The organism is Desertivirga brevis (genome assembly GCF_017355835.1).
Window position 1 is genome coordinate 79845 of the sequence record NZ_JAFEWF010000012.1, and the last position, 22440, is coordinate 102284.

Annotated in this window: 16 protein-coding genes; all 16 read left to right on the forward strand. The window is 41.4% G+C overall.

Annotated features, from left to right (window positions below; translation table 11 throughout):
* The first annotated feature begins 2 nt into the window (after positions 1-2).
* A complete protein-coding gene (locus J4N25_RS23565) occupies positions 3-1412 on the forward strand; it encodes a RagB/SusD family nutrient uptake outer membrane protein (RefSeq protein ID WP_207424347.1) in 1410 nt (469 codons plus the stop codon).
* A gap of 20 nt (positions 1413-1432) precedes the next feature.
* Complete coding sequence (locus J4N25_RS23570) at positions 1433-2188, forward strand: DUF4843 domain-containing protein (RefSeq protein ID WP_207424348.1); 756 nt, start codon at positions 1433-1435, stop codon at positions 2186-2188.
* Between the two features lie 26 nt (positions 2189-2214).
* A complete protein-coding gene (locus J4N25_RS23575) occupies positions 2215-3753 on the forward strand; it encodes a PKD-like family lipoprotein (RefSeq protein ID WP_207424349.1) in 1539 nt (512 codons plus the stop codon).
* A gap of 10 nt (positions 3754-3763) precedes the next feature.
* On the forward strand, positions 3764-4993 hold the full coding sequence (locus J4N25_RS23580; protein WP_207424350.1) for a hypothetical protein: 1230 nt from the start codon (positions 3764-3766) through the stop codon (positions 4991-4993).
* Between the two features lie 49 nt (positions 4994-5042).
* Complete coding sequence (locus tag J4N25_RS23585) at positions 5043-6326, forward strand: TlpA family protein disulfide reductase (protein WP_207424351.1); 1284 nt, start codon at positions 5043-5045, stop codon at positions 6324-6326.
* 13 nt (positions 6327-6339) lie between these two features.
* Positions 6340-8313, forward strand: coding sequence for an alpha/beta fold hydrolase (locus J4N25_RS23590; protein ID WP_207424352.1), 1974 nt, complete (start codon positions 6340-6342; stop codon positions 8311-8313).
* A gap of 243 nt (positions 8314-8556) precedes the next feature.
* Complete coding sequence (locus J4N25_RS23595) at positions 8557-9111, forward strand: RNA polymerase sigma factor (RefSeq protein ID WP_207424353.1); 555 nt, start codon at positions 8557-8559, stop codon at positions 9109-9111.
* 145 nt (positions 9112-9256) lie between these two features.
* Complete coding sequence (locus J4N25_RS23600; protein ID WP_207424354.1) at positions 9257-10312, forward strand: FecR family protein; 1056 nt, start codon at positions 9257-9259, stop codon at positions 10310-10312.
* A gap of 46 nt (positions 10313-10358) precedes the next feature.
* On the forward strand, positions 10359-13637 hold the full coding sequence (locus J4N25_RS23605; RefSeq protein ID WP_207424355.1) for a SusC/RagA family TonB-linked outer membrane protein: 3279 nt from the start codon (positions 10359-10361) through the stop codon (positions 13635-13637).
* Positions 13638-13653: 16 nt separating this feature from the next.
* The gene (locus tag J4N25_RS23610; RefSeq protein WP_242696005.1) at positions 13654-15432 is read left to right on the forward strand and encodes a RagB/SusD family nutrient uptake outer membrane protein; all 1779 of its coding nucleotides are present in this window, start codon (positions 13654-13656) and stop codon (positions 15430-15432) included.
* Between the two features lie 43 nt (positions 15433-15475).
* The gene (locus tag J4N25_RS23615) at positions 15476-17101 is read left to right on the forward strand and encodes a hypothetical protein (RefSeq protein WP_207424356.1); all 1626 of its coding nucleotides are present in this window, start codon (positions 15476-15478) and stop codon (positions 17099-17101) included.
* A 12-nt stretch (positions 17102-17113) separates the two neighbouring features.
* Positions 17114-17989 carry an endonuclease/exonuclease/phosphatase family protein gene (locus J4N25_RS23620; protein ID WP_207424357.1) on the forward strand — a complete coding sequence of 292 codons (876 nt, stop codon included), beginning with the start codon at positions 17114-17116 and terminating at the stop codon, positions 17987-17989.
* Between the two features lie 258 nt (positions 17990-18247).
* Complete coding sequence (locus tag J4N25_RS27265) at positions 18248-18436, forward strand: hypothetical protein (RefSeq protein WP_500784471.1); 189 nt, start codon at positions 18248-18250, stop codon at positions 18434-18436.
* An 18-nt stretch (positions 18437-18454) separates the two neighbouring features.
* Positions 18455-19681: a purple acid phosphatase family protein gene (locus J4N25_RS23630; RefSeq protein WP_207424358.1), complete on the forward strand. Its 1227-nt coding sequence runs from the start codon at positions 18455-18457 to the stop codon at positions 19679-19681.
* Between the two features lie 409 nt (positions 19682-20090).
* Positions 20091-21746, forward strand: coding sequence for a sensor histidine kinase (locus J4N25_RS23635; protein ID WP_207424359.1), 1656 nt, complete (start codon positions 20091-20093; stop codon positions 21744-21746).
* Entirely contained in the window at positions 21743-22375 is a 633-nt protein-coding gene (locus tag J4N25_RS23640; RefSeq protein ID WP_207424360.1) for a response regulator, read from the forward strand. Before J4N25_RS23635 ends, J4N25_RS23640 begins: the two co-directional genes overlap by 4 nt.
* The last annotated feature ends 65 nt before the right edge of the window (positions 22376-22440 follow it).

The window sequence follows — 22440 nt, forward strand, 5'->3', positions numbered from 1 at the left end:
CAATGAAGAAGATATTTTCATACCTAATTATTTTAACAGGGCTTGTTTCATTGAGCTCCTGCGACAAATGGCTTGATGTTAAGCCAAAATCTCAGGTGGAGTCTGAAGTTGCATTTAAAGAGGAGCAGGGATTTAAAGATGCCTTAACCGGGATCTATGTTGGACTTACGGATAATTCCCTTTACGGCAAAGAACTTACCTACGGCATGGCCGATGTGCTTGGTAGGCAATATACCCAGTTAACAGGACCCTACACCCAGTTTAATACCTATAGCTATACTAATGATACAGTAAAGACAAGGGTAAATGCGGTCTGGAACAAAATGTACAAGAATATTGCTAACGCCAATAATCTTATCACTAACATAAAGGCTGCAGATCCTGCACTGTTTACCGGTACTAATCAAAAGGTGATCACTGGAGAAGCTCTTGCCCTAAGAGCATTTATGCATTTTGATCTCTTAAGGCTGTTTGCTCCGGCACCAGCATCAAACGGAGGTTCAACTGCTATAGCTATTCCTTATGTAACAACGTTTGGAGTTGAAAGTGTATCCAGGGGCACTGTAAATGAAGTGATCACAAAGTTACTGGGAGACCTTAGTGCGGCGTCTCTAGCTCTGAAGGATGCAGATCCGATAGTCTCAGGAAGTCGGGTGCCCTCCACAAGCACGGGCTTTTTACGCAACAGGACTTATAAATTCAATTATTATGCTGTGAAGGCATTAATGGCCAGGGTATACTTATATGCAGGAGATAAAGTGAATGCATTAGCTGCTGCAAAAGAAGTGATAGATTCTGGGGTGTTCCCATTTGTCCCATCTTCGGCAGTTATTAGTGGTGCCGACAGAGTCTTTGTACCCGAGTTGATTTTTTCGTTAAATATTAATAATCTTCATACGCAGGCGGTCACATACTTCAACGCTGATGCTACAAGTCTTTTATCCAGGCTTGAAAGCGAGTATAGTTCAGACTTCGATAATGATGTTAATGACTACCGCTATATCTATGGAAGTGGAACTACGCCAGGTAATTTCAGACGCTTCCCTACCAAATTACTGAGCAGTACTTTGTTAGCTAACAATTTCAAAATGCCAGTAATCAGGGTATCTGAGCTCTACTTAATTGCAGCAGAATGCTTGAAAGAAAGTAATCCTTCTGCGGCTGCCGATTTTATCAACAAGGTAAGAACGGCCCGGAACAGCAGATCTTCAGTTTCGTCTACTGCCACTCCTGCCGATATTCAAACGCAGGTCTTCAAGGAGTATCGCAGGGAGTTTGTAGCTGAGGGACAGCTGTTTTATTACTACAAGCGCCTTAATGTTGCTACTATAGAATACTCAGGGATAAATGCAGGAAATTCCATATATGTACTGCCACTTCCCGATGATGAAATAGAATACGGTGCAAATTAATAACATTCAAGTTTAAGCTGATGAAGAGTTTGAAATCTAATATACTAATGACCTTACTGATGGTAATTACCCTTTGTTCATGTAATAAAGAGGTAATGACCTATGAGGATGATCCCCGGGTTTATTTCTTTGAAAGGGCTAATGACCTGGTAAAAACACGAATTACATTCAAATCTTATTCTTTCCTTTTGCTACCCTCATCCATAACCCAGGACACGCTTAAGGTGAAGGTGAAAACTATGGGCCTGCCCTCAAACCGTGACCGTATAGTCAGGGGTGAAGCGATCATGGAAGGAAGTACGGCAGTAGAAGGTACACATTTCCGGTTTATCGACGGACTAGTAAAAGCGGGGCAAACCGAAGGAACATTAAATGTACTGTTGCTACGCACTGCCGATATCAAGAATAAAAGTTTAACGCTCAATCTACGTATCGCCGAAACAGCTGATTTCAAGCCGGGAATTGTTGAGGATAATTATTTCACAGTAAGCTGGAGTGATAACCTGGTGAAGCCATCGAACTGGGATGGATTTATCGGCTTAAGCTCCTATTTCGGTACCTATAGCAATGTTAAATACAGGTTCATAATAGATGTATTAGGGATTGCGAATTTTACGCTTCAGCAAAGTGCACGGGTACCCCTGCAACCTGGCGAGTATTCAGCTTCTATGATGCTTGATCTAAAATTCAGAATGAAAGCTGCTCTGGCAAACTATAATGCATCAAATTCACCGCTCACTGATGAAAATGGGGTAGCAGTAACTTTTCCAAATTAATAAAACAGATCCTAATAACTATTTTCATGAAGAAGATTTCAGAATATATATTTCCAATACTGTTTTTGTTGGTTTCAGGTTTCACCGCCTGTAAAAAGGATTTAGGTAACTATGATTACAGCACCAATCCACTGCCAGCAATTGATACTACAGGAATTGGCTACGTCTATACCATCGAGCGGTATGATAGTTTATTCATTGCCCCCAAGGTGTCATATGCGGGCATGGATACAACAAGACTTAAGTACAACTGGGTGATCTATAAGGTTATTACGGGTTCCACGTCTGAGGTGCAGACAAGAAAGCTTATAGCATCTCAAAAGGAACTCAGGGTTCAGATAGCTGAAGCCGTAGGAAATTACAAAGTTGAACTGGTGGTAACTGACTCGGTTAATAAATTGGTGTCTAACATCAGGTTTGATTTAACAGTAGCATCAGGTATAGAATATGGCTGGATGGTACTACATACCTTCAATGGCGAAAGCGACCTGGATTTTGTGGTATCAAGAGCAGCTATGCCAGTGGCAACACAAGAAAAACACCTCCGTAATATTTATTCGCAGTCGACAGGAAAGAAACTTCCGGGCGAAGGTCGTTTCATTGCCCAATCGCGTCGTACTACTTTTTCGGCACCTATTCAGAACTGGCTCACCATTGGCTCGCCAACTCAGCTTTCGCGTATTCACGGTAATGATTTTTCTTTAATGCGCGAGAATACCAGCCTGTTCCAACGTCCGGGCGAAGTAATAAATCCCCAGGCATTCCTTATGAGCTCTACTAATTCTAATGAAGTGCTTATCAATAATAATAAACTGTATTTCAGCTCTTCTCCTGATCCGCTTGGCGCTTTGTTTCCCGGAGCCCTTATAGGGGACTATTCACTTGCCCCCTACATTGCTGATGCCTCATCTTCAAGTATAATTGCCGCAGTATATGACGAGAAATACCAGCGTTTTTTGCATCCGGTTAACGGAACTGCCTCTATTGCAACATTCCGCGAGCCAGCTAATCCAGCTCAGCCCTTTAACTTGAATAATGTTGGTAAATCGATGATCGGAATGGACCGAGGTTTCCAAAACCAGACGCTGAACTTTTTGAAAGATCCTACAGGGAACGGTCGATGGTTATACATCACCAATTTTAACAAAACGGATGACGGACTAATGGCTGTCTCTAAAATAGATATGACTTCTTTGCCTGAAATAGCCGCTGCCAGGTATTTCCAGTCGAGCGAGTTTGGCTATGCTTCATTTTACGCCACAGAGCGTAGTGTTTACTTGTACGACTACCTGGGAAGCAATACCGCTTCCAGAGTTCTGAATTATTCAGCTCAGGAGACAATTACCAGCATGAAGATCTTTAAACCGCGGCCAACATTCAATCTTACAACAACTGATGGGCGCTTTCTTTATGTGGCTACATGGGATGGTACGATTGGCCGCTTGTATGAATACTCCATCAATCCAACCAGCGGGCAAGTTACAACAACTCCAACACATACTTATACCATCCAGGGGAAAGTAGTAGACATGTGTCCGAAGGCAAGAGGGGCAGGAATTATTTAAAATTATAGAAATGAAATTTAAACTTCCAGCAGGAGCATTTTGGCTCCTGTTCTTCTCTTTTCTTGCGTGTAAGGATGTAAACGGGCAGAATAAAAAACCGTTTCTTGTAGAACCGTCGCAGTTAAAAGCGGGTGAAAAGGTTCTTATCAAATATGACCCGGAGGAAAGTGTGTTGAAGGGAAAGGACCAGATAAAAGGGGTGATATACTTATTCAGGGATTTCAAGTGGATCGCCGATGACTTGATGATGGAGAGAAAAGGCCAACTATGGGAAGCCTCTTACTTGCTTCCTGAAGATGCAGCACTAATGACCTGCAAGTTTAGCTCAGGTGATCTTATCGACCAGGGTGGGAAGGCTACTTACACGTGGTTTATCGGAAAGAAAGATCCCTCTAAAGGTCCTGTTCCAGGCTCTTATATCGGTTGGGCCTTGTTAAGGAATAAGGTGATCCGTGATGGGAAGCCGTCCTTCCTTTCTCCTGAAAGCTTTATTGGTAATGATGTGGTAGTATGGTGGTTCAATCAGGAACTTCAGTATTCACCGGTAAGCCGCAGACCTATGTTTCCATTGGTGATGGAATTTCTACAAGCCACAGATACACTACGTGCTCAAAGAGCCGCTCCTCGCGAAGTTGCTGCTTTGCTGTCTATACATGATCTCAAAGAAGAGGAGCTGCTAGCCATTGTAAAAGTATCCCGTGAAGTATTAAAAAAAACCGCATCGGCCGATTCTCTTGAACAGGTGATCCTGCAACGCTTTCCACAAGGTCAGTTAGCCTGCGATAAGCAGCTCGAAGCTATTTATAGAGAACCCGATATGCAGAGGCGCCTTGAGATGTGGGAGGAATGTAAGACAAGGTTTCCAGGGGAGCGGTTAAAATACGGACGGTCAGTAGTGATGAATGACATCTATCCCGGTCTGCTGAAGAAGATAATTAGAAGTCGACTTGACCAGGAAGGTGCGGTAGCGGATTTATCATCGGATGTGGAAGTAGCTCCATACTACATCTTAAAAGATCTCCTTACTCTTCTGCAAAAAGAAGGAAAGGGCAGGGGGAAAAAAGTTAGCAAGATGCTATTGCCTTTAGTTCAACAGGTCAATTCAGAAGTGGAAAAAGCATCAGAAGACAGGAGTATACCTGAAAGTCAGCTTTTCTCTCCCTCCGAGTGGAAGGCGGGGGTTCTTAAAAATGAACCTGCGGTTTACCATGTTAATCATACAAAAGAATCACAATATTAATAGAAAATAATAATCTCAACAGTTAAAAACACATACCAAACTTTTTAAAATGAAACTTTTTAGATCTCTACCCTTGGCCGCTATGCTACTTACCGCTGGAATTGGCAAAGCTCAAAATAGCAATGAAAAGCTAAGAGAATTTAAGGTAATTGCGAAAACGCGCAATGCCGACAGTGTATTAATGCTTACTACAGAATTTATTGATAAATACCCGTATACAAAAACAGATACGGCATTTGATAAAAGAAACTGGATAGACTACTCCCGTATGTATCAAACCGTAGGTATATTAACTTCGGTAAAAAAGGATTTTTCAACCTACAAAAAATATGTGGCAACCGCTCCTTTCAATTCACTTTCTACAATTTTTTATAAGGCTGTAGAAATCCCATATGACCATCAGAAAAGCAGTACTGCTGAGGAGGTCCTACCCTGGGCCAAGTTGGTAATGGAGCGCATTGAAAATTTTAAGGATGGCAAACCGGCGGAGAACCCTTACCTAAGCTCGGATGATTGGGATAAGATGTTCTCAAACGTGTATGCAAGTTCTTCCGCATTGTATGCAGACATCCTTCTGCATGTGAAGCAATACAAAGAAGGCCTTTATTATGCAGAGATTGCTCAGCAAAGGGCACAATTCAAGAAGGCTCCTTTGAACGAGGTATACAGCCTTCTGTTGAAAGAAACAGGGAATACTGCAAAGTTGAAGGAAACCCTTGTGAAAAGTATGCAGCAAAATCAGGCATCACCTGCCGTAATAGCACTACTGAAAGAACAATACGTTCAGGAGAATAAGACAGGCGATGGGTTTGAAGCCTATATCAGTAATTTGAAAGATAATACGCTTACAGGCAAGCTTGAGGCAAAGGTGAAAAAATCAATGATAAACCAGGAATTGCCCGAGTTTAAAGCATTAAGCAATGCAGGAGAAATGGTTAGCCTTAAAGCTCAAAAAGGGAAGGTTGTAGTACTAGATTTTTTTGCTTCCTGGTGTGCTCCTTGTAAAGAAGCATTTCCTGGAATGGACATGGTAAGGCAAAAGTATTTGAATGATAAGAATGTGGTGTTTTACTTTGTTGATACTCAGGAGCGAAGGACGGATTACAAAGAGTACGTTGCCAAGTATCTGAAAGAGCACAATTTCGACTTCACCGTATTGTTTGATGCGGATGCCAAGCTTGCTAAAAGTTTCGGAGTGGGGGCCATTCCTCACAAAATGGTAATAGACCCGAATGGTAAGCTTCGCTTCTCGGAGGTGGGTTACATGGGAAGTCCTTCTGAGCTTTCCGATGAAATAAGTATGATGATAGAACTTTCCCGTAAATCAAAATAACGCCCGGATAGTCATGTTAATTAAAAGAGCTTTGGTAGTGCTGATACTGCCGCTAATCGTTCATTGTTCTGCTTTGGCGGGGGTGAACAGAGCAGATAGTGTTATTTTCGAGGGTGGGTCTCCAGGAATTAAGCTGGGTGGAACCTTGAGCTTTCCTAAGCAGGGAGATAAATTTCCGGTAGCTGTGATCCTGTCCGGTACAGGAAAGCAGGATCGTGATGGTACCATGGCAGGTCATAAGCTATTCCTTGCCCTAGCCAATCATCTTAATGAGAATGGCTATGCAGTGCTGAGGATGGACGATCGTGGTGTGGGCAAGAGTACCGGAGTTTATGAAGATGCAACCACCCTCGATTTTGCAAATGATGCATTGGCAGCTGTTCAATTCTTAAAAGGTCGCAAAGAAATTGATCCGGGCCGTATGGGCTTTATAGGTCATAGTGAAGGAGGGGCAGTGATGAGTATAGCCGCCTCTAAATCTAGCGACATTGCATTCATGATTAGCCTTGCCGGCCTTGCAACCAATGGTTATGACTCGAATGTAAAGCAGAACTTGGACCTGATTGAAGCAGCTGCCATACCCGAATACGATAAAAAGCGCCATCGCGAGATTATCAGGCTCATGTTCGATACTGTGTTAAAGAACGTCAACTCACCTGTACTCGACACCATCATGCGTTCTACCTTCAAAACCTGGTCTCAAAAAGACCAGGAGTATTTTAAGACACTAAACGTTGAATTTGACCATTTCCGGTTTCCAATAGAAAGCTATATCAGGACAGCAACGGGGCCATGGTACCGCTATTTTATGCAGTACAACCCCGAACCCTTTATGAAAGGGCTTAAGATGCCTGTTCTGGCTATAAATGGGGATAAAGACCTCTTTGTTTCGGGCAAGGAGAATCTGAATAATTGGAAAAAGTACCTGCAGGAAGGGGGCAACAGGAATGTGACGACACTATTGTTGCCAGGGGTAAACCATCTGTTGCAGCGATGTAAAACCTGTACTCCACAGGAGTACTCGAGTTTGGAGAACATCGATCCCACCATCCTTCAAACTATTACAAATTGGTTGAGGGAGAATGTTAAACAACCTTTGCAGAAGGATAAAAAAGCTTTAGTTCCCCGGGCTTACTTCCCCGAGGAGATGAAAGTGCCATTTAAAATAAGGAAAGACGTGATCTATGTAGCGGCAAATCTCAATAAAAAGGAGGGGTATTTCTTGTTCGACAGTGGTTGCCCGGTGATCATGTTAAATAAAAAATTCGTAGGGGAATCTGCTGATGCTGAGAAAATAAACGGCTTTAGTGGAATAAATGGTGGCTTTGGAGAGGTTCGTCTTGCTAAAGTTGATTCACTGAAATGGGGCAAAATTCTTTTAATGGATTTTCAAACCCCTGCTACCCAAATGGAAGAGGACCCGGAAATGAGCTCGATAAATGTTTTTGGTTTACTAGGACTTGAGGCTTTTAAGAATTATGAAGTTACCTTCGATTACGATGCTTTGGAAATGACTTTCAGGAAAGTGGACAAGTTGGGTAATTATGTATTGCAGCCTAAGCTGGAGACTAAACCTCTTCATCAGGCTGCAGTAACTATGCAAAGACATATTCCTATTCTTACCTTAAATATCAATAACAAGGATTACCGTTTTGGAATTGATTGCGGGGCTGCTATAAATATTATCTATCCTCAGTATTACGATGAATTGAAGACTCTGTTCCACGCAGTAGATACATTGAAGATTAATGGTAGTGCCAGGAATAAACTCGTAGCAGGATTCATTAAAGAAGCATCTTGCGGTCCGGTTAAATTTAGAGAGCTTTATACTGGTTTCGCCGAATCGCATTTGCAGAACAATGGTGAAGGCGCATTAAAAATTGATGGCCTGCTGGGAACCCCTTTCCTTGTGAATTATATAACAAGTATAAACTTCCGAAGGGGCGTAGTTAGCTTTTATCCTCGCAGAAATCAAGAGAAGGGTTAGATTTTAATTAACGGATTGCAGAATAATATATAACAGATATTTAGATAAATAGCATTATGAAGATACTGCGTGTTATAAGCATCCATCTTAATATGTGAAGCTTGGTTCAAATAACCAGGCTTTGTGTATTTTATACTAAAGAATATTGAACACATAATTGAAACCTTTATTTATACATTCATAACGTATCCTTAATATTCTCATAGCAGAAGGTAGCCTAAATTTGCCCCGGCAAGTATGGAAATGCAGAAGGAACTAGTAGAATTACTTCAAAAAGGGGATCACAATGCATTTGAGGAAGTTTACATTCAATGGCATAAGAAGGTCTATTATTATTTTCTAAAGAAAACCAACGAATCCGAACAAGCAAAAGATCTCACTCAAATGACTTTTGTTAATTTTTGGAAATACCGTGCTTCCATCACTGCTGAATATACTATAGAAGTCCTGCTCTTTAATAAAGTGAAGTTCGTTTATATCGATTGGCTTAGAAAAAATGCTAACGAAAGAAAACTTGCTTCAGAGCATGAGGCGGATCTTCACTACGATAATTCTCTGAGTTCCCCGGATACTTCCTTTGAGCTAAGCCAGAGCATTTTAACGGCAATAAATAGTTTGCCGGAGATGAGAAAGAAGGTGTTCAAGCTCAAACATCTCGATGGTTACTCCTATAAAGAAATAGCCTCTTCATTAGGGATTTCTCCAAAAACTGTAGACAATCATTTGCTACAGGCAACACGGCAGATGAAAAGGATCATGAGCAGCTTCTTTACTCTAATAATCCTTCTACTTCAGTAAATTGAATTAAACGATCTATCCAGCCATTCGAGAAACAGGGCATTCAATAACCAACCTTTCATTCTAAGTTTTCTCACCTCATCCAGGCAAATCTTATTTTTTTTTACCCCGATAGGGAATTTTTTATTTCCAAACGATCTTATGCATGAATAAGTTTAGAAACATGACCGCAGAGGACCTCTTACGTAAATTTTTTTCCAATACCTGTACAAAGGAAGAAGCAGATGCGGCAATGCTTCTACTAAAGGAGAATCCTGAACTTGTAGATGAGTTCCTAAGTCAGAAAGATTGGGATGATACTGAGGTTGACAAAGAACTTCCTATCGAAATAAGCTCGGAGATGAAGGAAGGAATATTCAAACAAACCAGGCCATCTCGTACCGTAATTAAAATGTTCCAAAGAATTTCTATAGCTGCCTGTCTGGCCGGATTCCTGTTCTTTGGGTATAAGTTTCTAAACCTCCCGGGAAGCAGAGAGTTCCAAATCTCCAGGTATGAAAGTAGCAGGATTGAAGTGACTGAAAATACAGGGAATGAAAAACTGGTGCTGAGGTTAAGCGATGGTTCAGAAGTAAGGTTGTCACCTGGCGGAAAAATCAGGTATGAGAAAGAATTCAAGGGTGATAAAAGAGATGTTTTTCTGGAGGGTGAGGCCCTTTTTGATGTAGCAAAGGACAAAAGACGGCCTTTTTCTGTCATCTCAAATGGAATAAAAACCACTGCTCTGGGAACTCAATTCTATGTATCCAATGTAAATAAGGGGCAACAAAGGATCAGACTGATCGAAGGAAAAGTGGTGATTGATGCAGAACAAAAGATACCTGCAATAAACCGGGTATACTTAGTTGCAGGGCAGGAATGTCTGCTAAGCATTGGCGACCGGTCGGCTTTGGTTAAGAATACAAATCCTGTTAGTCAAATGAAATCGGCTTCTAGCAGGAGTACCAATCCCCAGCCCTTACCAATGGTGAGCCTTAGTTTTGCACAAAGCCCCATAACCAGGGTTCTTCAAAGTCTTAGCCAGCACTATAACACTAAAATCATTTTCAATGAATCAGACCTTTCAGGTGTCTACTTTACCGGTAGAATACTGGAGAAAGACAGTTTAGAAAGGGCAATAGAGATGGTTTGTGAAATGAACACTCTAAGGTTTAAAATAGAACCAGAACTGGTGAGGATAGAGAAAGGTAATCCGAAATAAAATTTAACACATATAATTTATTCAATCAGCACCAAAACTATTAACAATGAAGCAATTTTACAGGTGGCTTATGTCCGGCTGCATTCTTCTGATGTTTGCAACCACGCTGTACGGTCAAACCCGAACTTCGGTAACGGGAACAGTAACGGATGAGCAATCAGTCCCTCTGATTGGAGTAATGGTAGTTGCCAAAAACTCCGCAGACACTACTAAAATTTACCGGGCCTCTACTAATGAGCGAGGAATCTTTACGATAGCAAACGTGATTGCTGAGGAGACTTATAATTTTAGTTTTTCCTATCTAGGTTTTCAAACCCATTTACTCGCAGGCTTTCGTGCTCATCTTGGAAACTCGAATTCCCTTCTTGTCAGAATGAAGGAATCGTCGCGTTTTTCTTTAAATGAAGTGATAATTGTGGGATATGGAACCCAGAAAAAGGCCAATTTAACGGGTTCTGTGGCTCAAATTAACGGAGACCAATTGCGCGACCGTCCCTTAACCAATATCTCAAGTGCACTTCAGGGAACTATTCCAAATCTAAGTATCTCTAGGAGTGGAGGAGCCCCGGGGACTATGGGCAGTCTGAATGTAAGGGGGGTAACTTCTATAAACGGTAATAACGCGGTTTCGGGTGGTCCTCTTGTCCTCATAGATGGTATTCCCGGAACCCTCGACCGGCTTTCTCCAGAGGAGGTTCAAACCATCACCGTTTTGAAAGATGCAGGGTCAGCAGCTATCTATGGAGCAAGAGGTGCTTTTGGAGTAGTACTCGTAACAACTAAAATGGGCGCGGGTAAGCCGGTTATCCGTTACAACAACTCTTTCGGGTTCAATACGCCAACTACCAGTACTGATTTTATAACAACTGGTTACGACTGGATGAAGCTGAATGACGGGGCTCTTTCTCATGTAGGCGGATATTCAGGATATACGGAACAGGATTACCAGGAACTCCTTGCGAGGAGAAATGATAAAACAGAAGATCCAAGTCGGCCATGGGTTACCATTCAGAGAAGAAATGGTCGCGATCAGTATGTTTATTATGGAAACTATGACTGGTATAATTTTATGTTTACCCAGTGGCAGCCCATGCAAAACCACAATGTGAACGTTTCGGGAAGCAGCGATAAGGTTTCGTATATGATCAATGGGAATATGAAATCGATGGACGGCATTATGAGCGTTCATACTGATAAATACAAGTCCTATAATCTGCGGACAAAAATCGCCGCGAATATTAAGCCATGGCTGAAGCTCTCTAATAATATCAACTTCTACCATTCGACCTACAACTATTTTGGAAGGGAAGATGGAGGAAATGCGAATTTTGTCCATATAAACGTGCATGCCTCCCCGGCTTATGCGCCGGTCAACCCGGATGGAACCCCAACCTATATTACTGGTCTAAACCAGTATGATATTGGTGATGGTATTTTCGCTATGCTGCAAAGTGGCAGCACCAGGGGAGCGAACCGGAAGTACGAGCTGACCAATATCTCTGAAGCTACTATAAGTCCTCTAAAGAACTTGAATATCACGGCGAACTATAGTTACAATCTGTATACTGATCCTAACTTTTATCGTCAGGCTCCTGCAAATTATTCGCTAGTTCCAGGCGATGTACAGGTGGCGACTAAATACAGCACTGACCTGTTGACGGAAGAACAACAGTTTAACCAGGTTCATGTAGTAAATGCCTTTGCTGAGTATAACAAAACTTTTAGTAAGGCTCACAATTTGAAATTAACAGCGGGATTTAACCAGGAGCTCAGTAAAGCAAGGAAAATTACCGCTGCAAGGCAAAATATTTCCTCACAGGAACTAAATGATCTGGATCTGGGAACAGGAGATCCTACAGTTGCCGGAGGTTCCAGTGAATATGCTTTACGCGGCTATTTTTACAGGTTGAACTATAATTATAAAAGCAAGTACCTGTTCGAAACCAACGGTCGGTACGATGGTACATCCAGGTTCCCTAACGGTCAAAGATTTGGCTTTTTCCCATCAGCATCAGCAGGATGGGTACTTAGTAGTGAAAAGTTCTTTTCCCCGATCAGATCAGTTGTAAGCAATATGAAGATTCGCGCATCTGCGGGAGAGCTCGGAAATCAACAGATATCCAAAGACGGCTTTGATCCCTCGTATCCTTATATATTGGCTATGAGGTCGGGGACTATGGCTTACATGTTAGACGGCGTGCGTGCAAATTATTATCGCTCTCCATCTCCTGTTTCTGCCGATTTAACATGGGAAAGGGTTGAATCATATAATGCTGGTATTGACCTTGGCTTTTTCAAGAATCAACTGGAAGTAAGTTTTGACAGGTTTATCAGGAATACTTCCAATATGCTTGATAATGGCTCTCCTCTTCCTTCAGTGTTTGGAGAAGCTGAACCCTTAGTGAATGTTGCTAGCCTGAGGACGAAGGGATTTGAGGTCTCAGTGAACTGGAACAGTCAGTTTAAACTTGGAGGAAAGCCTTTCAAGTATAATTTCGGAGCAAACCTGGGTGACAGCTATTCTTACATAACCAAAGTGGACAATGCAAGTGACTTCACTTATGGACTGTATGAGGGAAAAAGATTAGGTGAGATTTGGGGCTATGTCACTGATGGTTCTTTCAAAACCGATGCAGAGGCAAGAACTTACCCCATAGATCAGACTTTCCTGAATAAGGTAAGGGTTGACAATAATATTCCTTTACGGGCTGGCGACTTGCGCTGGGTGGATTTGAACGGAGACAATAAAATCAGCGCAGGTACAAATACCATAAGTGATCCGGGTGATCAAAAAGTTATAGGGAATTCAACGCCCCGTTATGCTTTCGGCTTCAACCTCGGTGGTAGTTGGAATAATTTTGATGTTTCTGCCTTCTTCCAGGGTATCGGAAAACGTGATTGGTATCCAGGCAGTAATGCAGACCGCTTCTGGGGCCCTTACTCACGCCCTTACTTCTCCTTCATACCGGCAGACTTCGCTTCGAAAGTATCCACTCCCGAAAATCCTAATGCATATTTCCCGACGCTAGTTGCTTATGTGGCACTAAATGCAAACAACGAGTTAAGAGCTACCAATAACCGTTACCTTCAGGATCTTGCTTATGTGCGTCTAAAAAGCCTGGTGTTGGGATACTCCTTACCTGTGCGCTTAACTGAAAGATTGGGGATACGTCGGATGCGTGCATTTATGAGTGGTGAAAATTTATTCACCCTAACAAAGCTTGAGACAAAATACATAGACCCTGAACAAGCAATGGCTAATGGCGATGCCCGCGTGTACCCTTTTAGCAAAACCTATTCTTTTGGAATCGACATTTCATTCTAAGTCAACAAATACAGAAATGAAAAAGCAATTAACGATAAAGGCATTTTTCTTCCTTTTAACAGTAACGACTCTTGTAGCATGTAAAGATGATTTCTTAGAAAGATATCCAACTGCAAGAGTTTCACCTCAGACCTATTTCAAGTCGGAGAACGACCTGAAGTCATATACAAACTACTTCTATTCATTCCTACCAGATGCGGCGGAAATCTATGGCGAAACAGCGGATAATATCGTTTTGTCTTCGGTAGGCAGGGAAATCAGTGGAACGCGTTTAATACCCACCTCAGGAGGAGGATGGGATTGGACTGAACTAAGAGATATTAACTTCTTCCTCAATAACGAAAACGTTAAAGGCTATTCTAACAAATCAGTACGTGATAAATACATTGGATTGGCGCGTTTCTTCCGGGCTCACTTTTACTTTGAGAAAGTAAAACGTTTCGGTGATGTGCCCTGGTATAGTGAAGTTATTGAAACGAATAATCAAGATGCACTTCAAAGAGCTCGTGATCCAAGGGCATTGGTGATGGACTCAGTTTTGGCTGATATTGATTTTGCTATTGAGCATCTGGACGCAACTAAAAGTGTTGAACGGGTTACCAAATGGACAGCGCTGGCTCTTAAATCACGGATCTGCCTTTATGAAGGTACCTGGAGAAAGTATCATACTGAATTTAATGTATCTGGTGCTGATCGTTTTTTGCAGGAATGTGTTAGTGCCTCTGATCTTCTGATGACCTCCGGCGGTTATAATATATATACCGCAACAACTGGCCCTTCCAAAAGGCCATATCAGGATCTGTTTGCCCATAAAACATTAGACCCTGTAGCCACTGAAGTGATTCTTGGTAGACGTTATTCTGCTGAGCTTAATCTCAAACATGGTTTGCAATTTTACCTTACTTCGCGCACTCAGGGAAAGCCCGGTTTCGAAAAGCGCCTTGTAAATAGTTACCTAATGCGCGATGGTTCTCGTTTTACTGACATTCCAAACTACGAAACCCTCCAATTTTATGAAGAAGTCCAAAACCGTGATCCTCGTTTGGCCCAGACGATCCGTACACCGGGATACCGGAGAATTAACGGGACTGCGGAAAGTGGGCAAGAGATGGCTCCTAATTTTGATGCTACCGTAACAGGATATCAACCGATTAAATGGATGAATGATCCCGCAATGGATATGAGCGGGCAGTCGGCTCAGGATCTATTGCTGTTCCGCTTCGCTGAAGTCCTTCTGAACTTTGCAGAAGCGAAGGCCGAGCTTGGGACTATCACCCAACAGGATTTAGATCGCTCTGTTAAATTATTACGCGATCGTGTTGGAATGCCTAATCTTATACTGAGTGTTGCTAATGGCAATCCCGACGCCTATCAAGCTTTATTATATAAAAATGTATCAGGAGCTAACAAAGGCCTTATCCTGGAAATAAGAAGGGAACGACGCGTTGAACTTGTAATGGAGCAGAACTTTCGATGGGATGACCTGATGAGATGGAAAGAGGGACATCTACTCGCTGACCAGTTCAAAGGAATGTATTTTCCAGGTCCAGGCTTTTTTGATCTCGACAGAAATAATAGCAATGACGTGGAAATTTATGCAGGTGCTAAACCTCCATCCACAGGTGTATACCAAATTCCTGTTAGTGATCTTTCTGAGGGAACAAAAGGCGTGATCGTCACTAACAGGAATATCATTAAGACCTTTGATGAGAATAGAGATTATTTATGGCCGCTGCCAATCGAAGATCTTACCATGAATCCTAAGCTTATTCAAAATCCTAATTGGAAACAGTAGGCTCCCGAAAAAAAATATTAGCAAATAAAAATCCAAGATATTTATGAAAAAAGGTTTAAGCTTTTTTTTGCCGGTACTCATGTTATTTATTCTTTCCTTCTCCTCTTGTAAAAAAGACGTAGAGACAATAGCTGGACCTCAGATTGCAGTGAGCGACGACGCACCAGATTTGAAGGAATTAAACGCAGGACAAAGGGTTACAATCCCAGTAACGGTCGAGTCAATTGAAGGGATCAGAAGGCTCTCTTATTTCTTTATAAAAGAGAATGCGAATGGTACCGAGTCAGGTACCCCTGTAAATTACGACCCCACAGATTTTCCTGAGAAATTACAAAGGGATATTGTTTTCAGTGCTCAGCCCGGTTTAGTTGAGCTCGTGATTGTTTCATTCGACAAGTTGAATCGCAGCTCGGAAGTACATCTGAACTTTAAAGAGATAAGGGAACTACCTGTGTTGACTTTTACAGATAATGTGAAGTTTCAGCAATCTGTTTTTGAAAACAAACAGCTAACCATTACAGGTCACGTGAACTCGAAATACGACCTATCTTCTATCAGCTTTAGCAGTGTGGTGAACAATGTGGAATCGTCGGCTCAATCCCTTCAATTCAGCAATAAAAATAGTACGGATTTTTCCGCCCAACTAGTTGTTCAAAAAGGCTTAAGCGCGATTATATTGAAAGCTACAAATATGTATCAGGGAACGGTAACAGATACTTTTAAAATACAGACTGTAGTTGACGATGCTGTTAATATTTCGCTTGCAGGAGGAATTACGTCAATTAGTAAAGTTTTCGCCGGTGCGACTAATACCATCTCTGGCTCCGTTTCATCGGGAAGTAACATTGCGAGTTTATCGTATGCTTTAAAAGTTAACGGCGTTTATGGACCTGAGACTGCAATAGCTATTGGATCACCTGCCGACGCGTTCAATTTCACAGCTTCGTATAATGGGGTGAAGAACGCTGAAGCTGTACGAATTACAGGAAGAAATCAGGGGAACAAAGAAAAAGTGATCGAACTACCTGTACTGAAAGTGTATAACAAGCTATTAACATTTACCGTCGAACTAACTACGGCTATTGGTCCTGGTAAGAAAAACTGGTTCTCGGCTTATCGTGCTCCCCATGTTTTTGACGCCGCTAGTGCTGCTTCTGTACAAACTATGCTCGACTTCGCTTTTGTGAAGTATAGTGCCTCAAGTTTCCGCATTATGCCTGCAGGTGTGGTAGAGGCGGGAGCGGCATATCAAACAGCCATGGCTCCGTATATGGCTGGCTTCAATCAGGCAACTTATACGCTGGTAACGGTAAACCGCAATAGTATTACTGAATCTGCCTTTAATTCCCTCGAGTGGGATGGAGATCTTACCTCCTTCCTGGAAACAAAAATATTAGGGCCGATAAGTGAAGGTGGCGAAAATTACAACATCAGAACTACTAACCGACGTTTTAATGGTGAGTTGCAGGTAGGTAAAGGTTTTATCATTGGATGGGGCGCTTGGCGCTGGGGAACAACAGTCGCTGATAATAAGGCTTTTGGACTTGTGATGGTAAAAGCTTACTCTGTTTCTAACGGACAGGCCACAACTACCCTGGAGATTAAAGTTCCTGATGAAGATTTTCGCAGCAAATATAATTCTGAATCCATACACTCATATCCATTATAAGTTATTCTATTTATGCACTTATTTTATAGATTTCTATCTTTTAAAAAATCTCTCGCATTTATCCTTCTTCTTGGATCCACTATCGCTCTCGGGTGTTCTAAGGGATCTGGAGAAATAGTTGACAAAGAACCAGCCGAAAGTCAGTCTGGTAAAGGGCAGTCAATAAGAGTGCTGACCTACAATATCCATCATGCCAACCCTCCTGCACATTCTGGTAAGATAGACCTTGATGCTATTGCTACCATCATAAAGGAATCAAAAGCTGATCTGGTAGCTGTTCAGGAATTAGATAGTGCAGCTTCACGTTCTAACCGCGAATTTCAACTCAAAGTTCTGGCAGAAAAGACAGGCATGCACTATTTCTTTGCGAAAGCAATTCCTTATGATGGTGGTGGGTATGGTATCGGAATTCTTTCAAAGTATCCGATCAGTGACCTGCAAAATATTCCGCTTCCGGAAGACCTTAGTTTGGGGAATTATGAAGACAGGGCCCTGGCTCTGGTTAAGGTTTTGCTTCCTGACAATCGGATCGTTTATTTCGGAAGCACTCACCTTGATGTGAATAAGGAAGAAAACAGGATGCTTCAGGCCCAAAAAATAGTAGATGTAACAGCCGCTCTGAAAGCACCTGTTATTATAGCCGGCGATATGAATGCCTTGGGGACCAGTCAATCAATTAATCTTTTAACGAATTATTACACCAATGCAAGCAAGAAGTTAGAACCAACGATTCCCAATACTAATCCCACACGTAAAATAGATTACGTGTTTTATGCAAAGCATGGCGATTTTACTCTCCTTAATGAGGAGGTTATTCGTAGTGGTATTGCAAGTTATGCTTCTGATCACCTTCCATTTGTAGTGGAATTGTCTTTGGCGAAGAAGTAGGGGCATTAGTAAATATTCCAAAAAAAGGAGTCTGGTAGTATATATCAAACTCCTTTTTTATTTTAGATCGGCGTTATTATTAGTAAGTTTAATAAGCTAAGAATAGCGAGAAAGGGTCAAGCCTGGCTTACCGGAGAGCAATATGAGGCAATCTTAAGGGGGGCCACGGCTACAAATGCTGATACAGCGTTGAGCCTGGTAAATCACGTAAGGACTATTCGTAATGCTACACCATTTCAGTCGATAACTTTGAACGATATGCTTGCGGAACGGGCCCGCGAATTCAGCTGGGAGGCCTGGAGAAGAAATGATCTTATTCGGTTCGGAAAGTTCGAGGGTTCTTGGGGGGGCAAAACAAACACCGATGTATATAGACGGATATTTCCTATCCCTGCTTCGGAGATCATTCTGAACCCATCATTAAAGCAAAATACAGGTTATAATTAATTGAAGGCCATTATTAAAATGAATGCAGATAAAATAAGCAGGAAGAATTTCCTTGGACAGGTAGCTAAAACGGGTGCTTTGGCATTGCTTCCTTCCGTAGTAAGCGCCTCTGCTCATGGGAACGAAAGTAAGGAAAAGCTACGCGCTGGTTTTAAGTTTCTTACTCAGCCGTATTTACAACAACTCACCGCCGATAGTGTGGTTATCAGGTGGATCACCAACGAAGTGGCTGCTTCCTGGATTGAATACGGGGAAGCTGAATTAACCCAAAAGGCAATTACTACAGCAGAATTTGGATTACTAGCAGCTAATACCAGGATCCATGAGTTGAAAATTTCCGGTTTAAAACCTAATACACGTTATAATTACCGGATCTGTTCAAAAGAAATTGTAGACTTTCAACCATATAAAATGACCTGGGGGGAAAGCATTAGCAGTGAGACTTTTTCTTTTACTACCCTTAATCCTACTGCAAATGAGGTTTACTGGCTGGTATTTAATGATATTCACGACCGGCCCGCTTCATTCAAACATTTATTTGCATTAAATAATCAGGATCCTTTCGACTTTGTTTTCTTAAATGGAGATATGTTTGATTATCAGACGGACGAGCGGCAAATGATCGATCACCTGCTTTCGCCTTTAACATCTCTTTTTGCCGCTGAGAAACCATTTCTGTATGCCAGGGGAAACCACGAAACCCGCGGAAAGTATGCTCGCGAGTTCCCTGATTACTTTACCAATCCCGGAAGACAGTATTATTTCTCGTTCACACAAGGACCGGTGCATTTCATTGTACTGGATACAGGGGAAGATAAAGCGGATGACCATGCTGAGTACAGTCAGTTGGTTGCTTTTGATGAATACCGGGAACAGCAGGCCGAATGGCTTAAAGAGGAACTTAAAAGCGATGCTTTTAAAAAGGCTCCTTTCCGGGTGGTAATGATGCACATCCCTGTCTACCATTCTGGAGAAGGGCACGGTACCCTACACTGCCGGAAGCTCTTTAATCCATTATTCAGTAAATCTCGAATTGATCTGATGGTATGCGGGCATACCCATCAATATGGAGTTCATCAGGCAGATCCATCTACTCATAACTATCCGATTGTAATAGGAGGTGGCCCTAAAGAAGGGAAAAGGACTTTAATTAGCGTGAGGGCAGACAGGAAAACCTTAGCATTACGAATGGTGCGGGATGATGGAACTGAGGTGGGAAACCTGCTATTGAAATCACGTAAATAGCATTCTATGACAATTGTTTATCCATAGCCATAGAATGCTTCCCAAGGATTCCTTTAATAACACTCCGGAAGAATAAGCCGGAGTGTTAATGTTTCATCACCGCCTAAGGAAGCCAGTCTCCGAATGGCTTCTTCATTATTCTTCCTAATAACACAATCTTCTCTATGGTCATTCATTTCCACTCTGAATTGTTAATAGAAACCTATTAATGCATAAGTTCCTATTCTAATCCCGAAATTTCTTACTTTGTAGTTGCACATGTAGGCCTTCAATCAATACTGCTACTAATTGAGGTTTAAAGAGGTAAGTTTTTAGGGTCGCAAACAGGTATCTGTAGATATTCGAAAAGACCTTTTCAATGCTCGAAATTGGTAGTTTTATGGGGCAACCATAACGTAAATAGGATTTAATGAACATCAAAACACTGATACTGCTTATAATCAACAGTTTGATCGTACTTGTGATCGCTCTGTTGTCTTTTTTGTTTTATAAACAGTTTTCAAATGTTCTGAATGACCGTATTCTGATGCAGCTGAATTCTATCGAAACCCTCGAAAGTATTCAGATAGAAAATCTGATTAAGACTAAGTGGAAAAGTTTTGCGGAATCTAGGCTCTATAGTGAAATGATTGACAGTAGCGTTTTCGAGCTTCCGGATAGTATAAAAGTTATCGATGGAATACATGATCTTACACCTTATCATAAGGATAAAAAAGCAACAATAGGTTTTATTTTAAATACCAGTAAAGGCAGGAAGATTGAGGTTATAGACTACAGCGATATACAAAACATTCTTCTGGAACGAACCGGTATGGGCGAGAGTGGGGAGACCTACTTGGTTGGCGAAGATTTTCGAATGCGTTCAGAGTCCCGCTTCTTTCCGGATAAAAAGCCGTATGATATATATGTAAAAACGCAGGGTGTTATAAGTGCCTTAAAAGGGGTAAATGGAAGAGGTATTTTGTCGGATTACCGAGGTATTCCAGTTTATAGTGTCTATAGTCGAATTCAAATCTCAAATTTGAAGTTGGTCATTCTTTCTGAAATCGATGTAAGTGAGGTGACCAAGCCTTTACATGAATTGAAGATGAGGCTTACCACGCTGACTTTTGTTATTTTCCTGGTTGCTGTTACCCTGTCTCTTCTCCTGACACGGATCATTATTGATCCGATAAAGAATATGCGAAATAGCCTGAGAATAATGGCTAAGGGAGATTACGATCAGACCATCGAATATAAAAGGAGTTCAAACGAAATAAAGGAAATGTTTGATGCGCTGTCGAACCTGAAAGCGTCTTTACAGGGTGCCGTAAAATTTTCTGAGGCCATTGGCAATATGGATCTAAATACAGATTACAAACCTAATAGTGCTAATGATGTGCTTGGGAAAAGTCTTCTAACGATGAGAAATAAGCTTATCGATTTTAAAAACCAGGAGGACAATACCAGGACAATGGCCAAGCGATTGCTGGTTAACGGTTTGGAAAACGAGAGGCGCCGGCTTTCGAGGGAACTTCATGACGGTGTTGGCCCCTATTTAACTTCTTTGAAGCACTATATTGAAAATAACGTCGAAAATGAATCGAAGAAAGCTGAGATGAAGAAAATAGTGGATGAAACCATTTCCGAGATCAGGTCAATGTCGAACGCCTTAATGCCTGCTTCAATAGATGATTTTGGAATTGGCGTAACACTAACAAATTACATCGAAAACGTAAACAGGTCAACCAGTATAAATATTGAATTTGAGGATCTTACCAAACAAGAAAACTCAAATATTACTGACCATCAGGCAATCAACCTTTTTAGAATAAGCCAGGAGCTGCTAAATAACTCATTAAAACATTCTAAAGCGAAAAACATACGAATTACACTTTCAGAATTTGATGAGTTTATTTCACTTTTCTATTTTGATGATGGTTCTGGTTTTGATATTAGCACCGTGAAACTAGGGTCTGGAATCACAAACATTAAAGAGCGTGTAGACATTTGCAATGGTAAAATTACGATCAACGCTTTACCCGGAAATACAACTTTCGAAATTGAACTTCCTGTTGAATTATGAATGAGATAAAATTAATAATTGCCGACGACCATGATCTTTTTAGAAATGGACTTGTAGAGTTACTGAAAAAGCATGACGACATTAAAATTGTTAAAAGTGTTGCTGATGGCTACGAGTTTTTGAACGTAATAAAACAGGGGTTCGAGGCAGATATAGTTTTACTGGATCTTACGATGCCAAAAATGGACGGTTTTGAGGTTTTGAAGGAATTAAAAAACCTAGATGCTAAAATAAAGCCCATTGTAATTTCTATGCATAGTGCTGGTAACTACATCGCCAAATGCGCTAAGATGGGCGCCTATGGTTACTTGTTAAAGAATACTGATGAATCAGAACTGATCTTCGCTATCAGGACTGTTCATAAAGGAAAAAAATATTTCAGCGCCGAAATCTCTGAGAAAATGATAAATTTTATGTCAACCCAAAGTGTCAGCGATGATGTTCTGTCAAAGAAAGAGACCGAGGTGTTGGGATTAATCTCTAAGGGATTTACCACAAAAGAAATTGCTGCTAAATTATTTGTGAGTACACGAACAATAGAAACCCATCGTAATAGTATCCTCAAAAAACTTGAGGTGAAAAACACGGCCGAGCTTATTAAAAAAGCTACTGAAATAAATCTGATCTAAATTTACCAATCAAATTTGCATCCGTATAAATACGGATGCAAATAGCGTAGATTCATATAACGCTA

Coding starts and splice junctions, on each gene's coding strand:
- J4N25_RS23565 (WP_207424347.1), top strand. CDS start 3: ATGAAGAAGATATTTTCATACCTAATTATTTTAACAGGGCTTGTTTCA.
- J4N25_RS23570 (WP_207424348.1), top strand. CDS start 1,433: ATGAAGAGTTTGAAATCTAATATACTAATGACCTTACTGATGGTAATT.
- J4N25_RS23575 (WP_207424349.1), top strand. CDS start 2,215: ATGAAGAAGATTTCAGAATATATATTTCCAATACTGTTTTTGTTGGTT.
- J4N25_RS23580 (WP_207424350.1), top strand. CDS start 3,764: ATGAAATTTAAACTTCCAGCAGGAGCATTTTGGCTCCTGTTCTTCTCT.
- J4N25_RS23585 (WP_207424351.1), top strand. CDS start 5,043: ATGAAACTTTTTAGATCTCTACCCTTGGCCGCTATGCTACTTACCGCT.
- J4N25_RS23590 (WP_207424352.1), top strand. CDS start 6,340: ATGTTAATTAAAAGAGCTTTGGTAGTGCTGATACTGCCGCTAATCGTT.
- J4N25_RS23595 (WP_207424353.1), top strand. CDS start 8,557: ATGCAGAAGGAACTAGTAGAATTACTTCAAAAAGGGGATCACAATGCA.
- J4N25_RS23600 (WP_207424354.1), top strand. CDS start 9,257: ATGAATAAGTTTAGAAACATGACCGCAGAGGACCTCTTACGTAAATTT.
- J4N25_RS23605 (WP_207424355.1), top strand. CDS start 10,359: ATGAAGCAATTTTACAGGTGGCTTATGTCCGGCTGCATTCTTCTGATG.
- J4N25_RS23610 (WP_242696005.1), top strand. CDS start 13,654: ATGAAAAAGCAATTAACGATAAAGGCATTTTTCTTCCTTTTAACAGTA.
- J4N25_RS23615 (WP_207424356.1), top strand. CDS start 15,476: ATGAAAAAAGGTTTAAGCTTTTTTTTGCCGGTACTCATGTTATTTATT.
- J4N25_RS23620 (WP_207424357.1), top strand. CDS start 17,114: ATGCACTTATTTTATAGATTTCTATCTTTTAAAAAATCTCTCGCATTT.
- J4N25_RS27265 (WP_500784471.1), top strand. CDS start 18,248: ATGCTTGCGGAACGGGCCCGCGAATTCAGCTGGGAGGCCTGGAGAAGA.
- J4N25_RS23630 (WP_207424358.1), top strand. CDS start 18,455: ATGAATGCAGATAAAATAAGCAGGAAGAATTTCCTTGGACAGGTAGCT.
- J4N25_RS23635 (WP_207424359.1), top strand. CDS start 20,091: ATGAACATCAAAACACTGATACTGCTTATAATCAACAGTTTGATCGTA.
- J4N25_RS23640 (WP_207424360.1), top strand. CDS start 21,743: ATGAATGAGATAAAATTAATAATTGCCGACGACCATGATCTTTTTAGA.